The organism is Campylobacter sp. P091, from assembly GCF_002138935.1.
In the GTDB taxonomy this organism is placed as follows: Bacteria; Campylobacterota; Campylobacteria; order Campylobacterales; family Campylobacteraceae; genus Campylobacter; species Campylobacter devanensis.
Window position 1 is genome coordinate 78,709 of record NZ_MJKZ01000007.1, and the last position, 7,882, is coordinate 86,590.

The following is a 7,882-nucleotide window of genomic DNA, read 5'->3' on the forward strand; positions in this document are numbered from 1 at the left end:
ACATAGCTACATTTTGATATAATTATAACTTTTTAAAAGGCAAATTTAAGCGAGTTATAATGTTTGATATAGAAAAAGCAAAGCAAAATAGCAGTTTTAGGGAGTTAAAACACTCTAAGATAAGCTCAAAATTTCTAAGTTTAGATGGTAAAAATCTCTTGAATTTAGGTAGTAATGACTATCTTGGGATAGCTAGCAATAGGGCATTAAGAGATGAATTTTTGCAAATTTGTTTGGGTAGTGAGTGGTATTTTGGCTCTGGGGCTAGTAGATTGGTATATACTTCAAGTGATGAGTTTGATCGTTTGGAGAGTTGGTTTGAGGCTAAATTTCATAAAAGTGCGGTGATTTTCAACTCTGGGTATTGTGCGAATTTAAGCTGTATCAGCGCCTTAAATAGCAATGATACACTCTTTATAGCTGATAAATTAATTCATGCTAGTATGATAGATGCATTGAAACTCTCAAATGCGAAATTTAAACGCTACGCCCATAATGACAATGAAGCATTAGAGAGTTTGGTTAAGCAAAATTGTGATAAATTTAAGCATATTATCATATTAAGCGAGGCGATTTTTAGTATGGATGGCGATAGAGCGGATATAGATTTTATGCTATCTTTAAAAAAGCGATATGATGGCGTGATGCTCTATATCGACCTAGCGCATTCATTTTTTGCTCTAGATGAGCTTGGGATTAGTGCTAGATTGAGTTGCGATATTGATTTTATGCTTATTACTCTTGGCAAGGCGCTAGGTAGCAGCGGGGCTGTGATTTTAAGCTCAAATGAGTTTAAAGATATCTTCATAAATAGTGCTAGAAGCCTTATATATTCGACCGCTTTGGCGCCTATAAATCTAGCTTGGAGTAACTTTGTGCTAAGCAAAGACTACACAAAAGAGCGTGAAAATCTGGCGAATTTAATCAATTTTTTGGGGCTAAATTCCACTCATATTTCGCCTTTTATCGTAGGAGATAATGCTAAGGCTTTAAAGCTTTCAAATAGCTTAAAAAGTCTTGGATATTTCATACCAGCCATTAGGCCACCTACGGTGCCAGAAGGAAAAGCTAGGCTTAGAATTAGCTTAAGGGCGGATTTAGAAATTGATGATTTAGTGAGCTTAAAAAGGATTTTAGATGAAAATGGATCTCGTTAAAGATAGCAAAAAGCTTATTGTGTTATTTTTGGGTTATGGATTTGATAAAAGTAGCATTAGCCACTTAGGTCTTGGGGATTATGGACTTTTGGTGGTTAGTGATTATAGCGATTTGGGCTTTGATAAGGAAATTCTAGCCAATAAAGATATATATTTAATAGCGTGGTCAATGGGCGTTTGGGCTGCGAATTTGGTGCTGAAAAACACCCCCTTAAAGGTCGCAGTCGCTATAAATGGCACCCCTTTTGGTATAGATGAAAAATATGGGATTAAAAAAGATATCTTTTATAAAAGTATAAGCGAGTTTGATTTTGAGGGCTTTAAAAGGCTCTGTTTTTTAGGTATTAATGAGCAAAAATTGAGAGATTTTACATTTAATCCAAATGCTAAAATCGAGCTTATAACTCTTTATAAAAACGCTATTTTACCTTGTGATAACGCTATTTCGTGGGATAGGGCTTATGTGAGTAAGCGTGATTTGGTCTTTGATAATAGGGCAGTTTTAGAATATTTTAAGGATAAAGCTAGGATTATAACCGCTCCGCATTTTGCATTTTTTAATTTTAAAAGCTTTGGAGAGATAGTTGAAATTTAAAAGTGCGAAATTTTATGACCTTTATGCCAAACCGCAGATTTATGCGGCAAATGCTTTGATACAAGCTCTTAAAGATTATAGGCAAAATTTCAAAGATATCTATGAAATTGGTGCTGGAAGCGGAGTTTTGACAAGGTTGATTATAGATAATTTGAGCTATGAAAATTTGATTTTAAATGACCTTTATGAGAGTGAATTTATGAGTAAATTCCGCACTCAAATAGGAGATATTTCAAATTTACAAATTCAAAATAGACAAGATCTAATCATCTCAAGCTCTGTTTTTCAATGGATTAATGCCCTTGAAAATTTGGCTGATAGACTCAAATTTAGCTTAAAAAGTGATGGAATTTTGGCTTTTAGTATATTTATTGATGGGACTTTAAGGGAGCTTTCTAGCTTTACAAATCAAGGATTGGATTATAAAAATTTAGCCCAGCTAAAAGCGATTTTTAGCCAAAAATTTGAAATTCTCACAATAAAAGAGCAAGAAATAAAGCTAAAATTTGGCAATTTAAAAGAGCTTTTAACTCACCTTAAACATACTGGAGTTAATAATATTAAGGGCGAATTTAAGCTTACAAAAAGCTCTTATAAAGCTTTAAATTCGCACTTTAATGATGATTTTAGCCTAAGTTATAAATTCGCAATTTTAATCTTAAAAAACTAAAATCCCCCAAGAATCTCATCAATGCTTTTTACGCACCTTTTTATCGCTTCATCCATCTCATCTTTTTGGATATTTAGCGGCGGATTGAAGTAAATGACATCGCCAAGTGGCCTTAATATAAGACCATTTTTTAGGGCTTTTTTGTAAATTTGATATCCGATTCTTAGATCTTTATTAAAGGCTTTTTTGCTATCTTTTTGCTCTACTAGCTCTATTGCGTTTATGAGGCCGATGGAGCGAATTTGACCTACATTTTTATGTGAGTTTAGAGCAGAGTTTATCTCATTATTTAGATAAATTGCGTTTTGTTGAGCTAAATTTAGGATATTTTGACTCTCAAATATATCCAAAACCGCATTCGCTGCAGCGCACCCAAGTGGATTTCCGCTATAAGTATGAGAGTGCATAAAGGCCTTGCCTTGCGAGTATGGAGCGTAAAAGGCGTTGTAAATTTCATTAGTCGTAGCCACGATAGACATAGGCATATATCCGCCAGTTAGACCCTTTGAGAGTGTTATGATATCAGGGCTGATATTTGCGTGCTCACAAGCAAACATCCGCCCAGTCCGCCCAAATCCAGTAGCTATCTCATCAGCTATTAGTAATACCCCATACTCATCGCAAATTTGGCGTAGCTTTTTAAGATACAAAGGCGGATATATCATCATTCCAGCTGCAGCTTGAAGCATAGGTTCAACTATCAAGGCCACACTCTCTTTGCCATATTTTTCAAAAATCGGCACCACATAATGCTCAAAATATTTTCTAGCTATCTCATCGCTATCACCTTCAAATTCGCTTCTATACATATCAGGGGCTTTTATGCGGATAGCTTTTAAGAGCATTGGCTCATAAATTTTAGCATACAAATCAAGCGCTCCAACGCTCAAAGCGCCGATAGTTTCACCGTGATAAGCATTGCTAAGGCAGATAAATTTATTCTTATGTGTGTTGCCTACTTGGTGCTGATATTGAAACGCCATTTTAAGTGCGCTCTCCACAGCCGAGCTACCATTATCTGAAAAGTTGAATTTATCTAGCTTAGGTGGGAGAATTTGCCTTAATCTACTAGCCAATCTCACGGCGCCTTCGTGAGTGAAATTGGCAAATATCACATGCTCTATATTGTTAAGCTGATTCGTGATAGCTTGATTGATATACTCATTTGAGTGGCCTAGTAGATTACACCACCAAGAGCTAATAATATCTATATACTCTTTATCATTTTCATCATAGATTTTAACCCCCTTACCACGCTTTATCACAATCGGTGGTAGCTCCTTATAATCATACATTTGCGAACACGGATGCCAGATTAGCTCCAAATCCATCTTTGCTATATCCAAAAGCATATTTTATCCTTAATTAAATATATTTAAAATATCATTTTTATTAATATTTAAGCTTAGCTCATCTCTTTTAACGCAAGAGAGAATTTCTAAGCTAAAAAGCTCTTTTATCATCTTTTTATTATCAACGCAAATTGGGCAATTCTCATCAAAATTATTTAATATTACCCCCTTTATATCAATCCCATTTTGCCTTAAATAAAAGCTAGTTAATCCCACTTGATTTATCGCTCCTAGAGCTGCGTCTGATACTATTATAACGCTTGAGTTTATAGCTTTTACTATATCAAGTAGCATTAATTTTGCTTCATCATATCTAAAAGGGCAGATCGCCCCACCAGCACCCTCAATCACCAAAAAATCACAAATCCCATCTAGGATTTTAAATTTAGCTAGAATTTTATCTAAATTTACTTGCTTTTTCTCATTTATAGCTGATAAATGCGGAGAATAAGGCTTAATAAAGTTATACTCGCTCATTTGAGAGTAGCTTAGCTCAATCTTAGAAAACTCACGCACAAACTTTACATCAAGCGGGATTATATCTCCATCATCACATAACAAATTCCCACTCGAAACAGGCTTGAAATATCCTATATTTAATCCAAATTCACGCATTTTTTTGACTATTAAGGCGCTTATATAGCTCTTGCCCACATCAGTCCCAGTACCTAAAATAAATATTTTTTTACTCACTTGATTTCCTTTGGATATTCTAAATTTGTATTTTAAAATTTTAAGGCTAAATTTTACATATTTTTAACCAAAATATCATAAAAATTTTACAAGCTGATTTTATAATTTCGTCATAATTTATCATATGGAGTTTTTTATGGAAAGAAGAAATTTTCTAAAAGTTTCTAGCGCTGTTTTGGCTTATGCGGGGTTTTTTCGCCTTCTAATGTGTTAGCCAATGAGAAAAAACCTTTAATAGGATTTAAACAAATCGCCCCTAGCACAAGCGATAGCGTCATAGTCCCAAAAGGTTATGAGGCTAAAAAGTTAATTAGTTGGGGCGATGCGCTCTTTAGCAAGGCAACGCCTTTTGATGAGAGCAAAACTATCAATAAAGCAGCCATAGCAAATGCGAATTTGGTATTTGGCGATAATACCGATGGTATGGCGTGGTTTAGCCTTGATAAAGATAGAGCGATTTTAGCTGTTAATAATGAGTATATGAATCCAGAACTAATGTTTAATCACCATGGCAAAAATATGAGCTTAGATGATGTTAAATATGAGCAAAATTCCGTTGGAGTAAGTATATTTGAGATAGCTAAAAATAGCGATGGAGATTATAGTGTTGTGCTAGACTCACCATACAATCGCAGAATCACAGCCAATACCAAAATGGAGATCCAAGGCCCAGCTAGAGCTCATAATCTTATGAAAACAAAAGCCGATAAGAGCGGTAGTAAAGTATATGGAACCATGAATAACTGCGCTAGCGGCAAAACGCCATGGGGGACATATCTTACTTGTGAAGAGAATTTCGATGATTTCTTTGGGTCTAGTGATGAGAATTACGCATTTAATCCAGCGCAAAAACGCTATGGCCTTAGCGTAAAAGGAGAGAATTATGAGTGGAAACTAGATGAGAGATTTGATATCGCTAAAAACGAAAATGAGCCAAATCGCTTTGGTTGGGTAGTAGAGATAGACCCATATAATCCAAACTCAACCCCAATCAAACGCACCGCCCTAGGTAGATTTAAACACGAAAATGCTGAAGTAGTAATAGCCAAAAATGGCGAAGTCGTGGTATATATGGGGGATGATGAGGTTAATGAGTTTATATATAAATTTGTTAGCAAAGCCAAATACAATCCAAATAAACCAAATAAAGATATCTTAAATGAAGGCACACTATATGTAGCCAAACTAAAAGATGCCGGCGATTTCAAAGGCGTAGGCGAGTGGGTGGCCTTAGAATATGGCAAAAATGGCTTAGATGAGAAAAATGGCTTTCACAATCAAGGCGATGTCTTGATAAATGCTAGATTAGCAGCTAGCATAGTTGGTGCTACACCTATGGATAGACCTGAGTGGATAGCAGCAGACCCAGATGGAAAATACCTATATGTAACCCTAACCAACAACACCAAAAGAACAGAAGTGAGCGAGTCAAACCCAAGAGCCAATAATATCTATGGCCACATCCTAAGATGGTCCCCAAAAGGCGGTAATCACGCTGATAGTGGCTTTAAATGGGATATATTTTTACTTGCGGGAAATCCTTTGAAATATCCAAATGATTTAAGAAAAGGAACTAGTAATATCAATGTAGAAAATATGTTTAATAGCCCAGATGGATTAAAATTTGATAAATTTGGCAGACTTTGGATACAAACCGATGGCAAATACTCAAATAAAGGCGATTACGAAGGGATGGGAAACAATCAAATGCTATGTGCTAATCCTATCACCGGCGAGGTTAGAAGATTTTTAACTGGTCCAATCGCTTGTGAGATTACGGGCATTGCCTTTAATGAAGATTATACAACTATGTTTGTAGGAATCCAACACCCAGACGAAAATCTAGCAAATAGCCACTATCCAAATGGCGGCAACTCAACTCCACGAAGCACAATAGTCCAAATCCGTAAAAAAGATGGCGGCGTAATTGGCTCATAAAATATTTTAATTTCGCAGACTAGCAAAGCTAGTCTTTGCGACAGGGAGTTACACTCCCTTGACCTACCTAAAGCCCCGCAAGAGGGGTACCCCTATTTTTAACATTCCAAATTTTCGCCACAGAATAATCATTTAAGGTTATTTTGCTATTGCGAAAATTTTGTACAAGCCTCTTAAGGTTACTGCGATAGACGCAGATTTACGCCATTTTATTAAAACTCTTTAAGCTTTAATAAAAATGATTTTGGAGCTTAAATTTTTTGGTTTTATAAATTGGAAATATTAAATAAATTCAAAATAACAAAAAATATTTTCTCAAATAAAAAATATAATTAAGTAATCAAATTTGGCTATCTGAACCAAATTTGATTTAAGTAGATTTAGTGCTTTGCTAAATAGTTTGTATCATATAAATTATTGATAAAATCATCATTATTCATCATATTTATATGAAAATCTTTAGTTGTTTTAATCCCTTGTATGATTAGCTCATCAAGTGCGACTTTCATCTTGGCAATAGCTCTATTTCTATCTATATCATGGACGATTAATTTGCCTATCATGCTATCATAATACGGCGGAACGCTATAACCCTCATAGACATGGCTATCCATTCTGACATTTCTACCGCCTGGGGCGACATATTTTGTGATTTTACCTGGATTTGGGGTGAAGCTTTTTGGGTCTTCGGCTGTGATTCTACACTCTATTGAATGGCCACTTAATTTGATATCTTTTTGCTCTGGCAATCTCTCGCCTTGTGAGATTCGTATCATCCACTCTATTAAGTCTAATCCGCTACACATTTCGCTCACACAATGCTCGACTTGGAGTCTTGTATTCATCTCAATAAAATAAAATTTATTATCCCTTTGATCGTATAAAAACTCAAAAGTCCCAGCACCCGTATATCCTATAGCTTTAGCAGCATTTACGGCTGTTTGGTGGAGTTGGGCTCTAGTTTTATCATCTAAAATTACTGCTGGGCTCTCTTCTATTAATTTTTGGTGGCGGCGTTGCATTGAGCAGTCTCTTTCGCCTACATGGATTACATTGCCATACTCATCGCCTAGGACTTGAACCTCTATGTGGCGTGGATTTGAGATATATTTTTCCATATACATTGTTCCATCACCAAAGGCACTCATAGCCTCGCTTTCAGCTGACCAAAAGCTCTTTTCTAAATCCTCTTCTTTCTCTACCACTCTCATACCACGGCCACCACCACCTGCAGCTGCTTTAATGATTACAGGATAGCCAATTTCACTAGCTAATTTTTTAGCCATTTCTATATCTTTGATAGCGCCATCACTACCTGGTACAACTGGAATTCCCGCTCTCATCATCATCTGTTTGGCTTTGCTTTTATCACTCATTAAAGCCATAGCCTCTACGCTTGGGCCTATAAATTTGATATTGTGCTTTTCGCAAATTTCTACGAAATTTTGATTTTCACTCAAAAATCCATAACCTGGAA

General features: G+C 35.7%; 6 protein-coding genes and 1 pseudogene. 4 read left to right on the plus strand and 3 right to left on the minus strand.

The features are described 5' to 3' along the window. Positions 1 to 59: 59 nt before the first annotated feature. The 3 genes from CIGNP91_RS07500 to CIGNP91_RS07510 are packed head-to-tail and all read left to right on the plus strand — an operon-like array spanning position 60 to position 2,422. The gene (locus CIGNP91_RS07500; protein ID WP_086253800.1) at positions 60 to 1,157 is read left to right on the plus strand and encodes an aminotransferase class I/II-fold pyridoxal phosphate-dependent enzyme; all 1,098 of its coding nucleotides are present in this window, start codon (positions 60 to 62) and stop codon (positions 1,155 to 1,157) included. Further along, positions 1,138 to 1,752 (plus strand): pimeloyl-ACP methyl esterase BioG family protein, encoded by a 615-nt coding sequence (locus CIGNP91_RS07505; protein WP_086253801.1) that lies wholly within the window; start codon positions 1,138 to 1,140, stop codon positions 1,750 to 1,752. The genes CIGNP91_RS07500 and CIGNP91_RS07505 overlap by 20 nt, the downstream gene beginning before the upstream one ends. Further along, entirely contained in the window at positions 1,742 to 2,422 is a 681-nt protein-coding gene (locus CIGNP91_RS07510; RefSeq protein ID WP_086253802.1) for a biotin synthase, read from the plus strand. Before CIGNP91_RS07505 ends, CIGNP91_RS07510 begins: the two co-directional genes overlap by 11 nt. On the opposite strand, the gene bioA is transcribed toward CIGNP91_RS07510, so the two are convergent. Next, on the minus strand, positions 2,419 to 3,774 hold the full coding sequence (gene bioA / locus CIGNP91_RS07515) for an adenosylmethionine--8-amino-7-oxononanoate transaminase (RefSeq protein ID WP_201790883.1): 1,356 nt from the start codon (positions 3,772 to 3,774) through the stop codon (positions 2,419 to 2,421). The two genes, CIGNP91_RS07510 and bioA, sit on opposite strands and share 4 nt — an antisense overlap. A gap of 9 nt (positions 3,775 to 3,783) precedes the next feature. After that, positions 3,784 to 4,467 (minus strand): dethiobiotin synthase, encoded by a 684-nt coding sequence (gene bioD, locus CIGNP91_RS07520; RefSeq protein ID WP_180383228.1) that lies wholly within the window; start codon positions 4,465 to 4,467, stop codon positions 3,784 to 3,786. Between the two features lie 136 nt (positions 4,468 to 4,603). Between bioD and CIGNP91_RS07525 the strand changes: the two are divergent. Next, positions 4,604 to 6,405, plus strand: a pseudogene (locus tag CIGNP91_RS07525) (PhoX family protein). 380 nt (positions 6,406 to 6,785) lie between these two features. Here CIGNP91_RS07525 and CIGNP91_RS07530 read toward each other — a convergent pair. Beyond that, on the minus strand, positions 6,786 to 7,882 hold a 1,097-nt coding region (locus CIGNP91_RS07530), incomplete at its 5' end, for an ATP-binding protein (RefSeq protein WP_086253807.1).

Bases quoted from the DNA above. Each gene is read 5' to 3' on its own strand.
- CIGNP91_RS07500 (WP_086253800.1), top strand. From the start codon at position 60: ATGTTTGATATAGAAAAAGCAAAGCAAAATAGCAGTTTTAGGGAGTTA.
- bioA (WP_201790883.1), bottom strand. From the start codon at position 3,774: ATGCTTTTGGATATAGCAAAGATGGATTTGGAGCTAATCTGGCATCCG.
- CIGNP91_RS07505 (WP_086253801.1), top strand. From the start codon at position 1,138: ATGAAAATGGATCTCGTTAAAGATAGCAAAAAGCTTATTGTGTTATTT.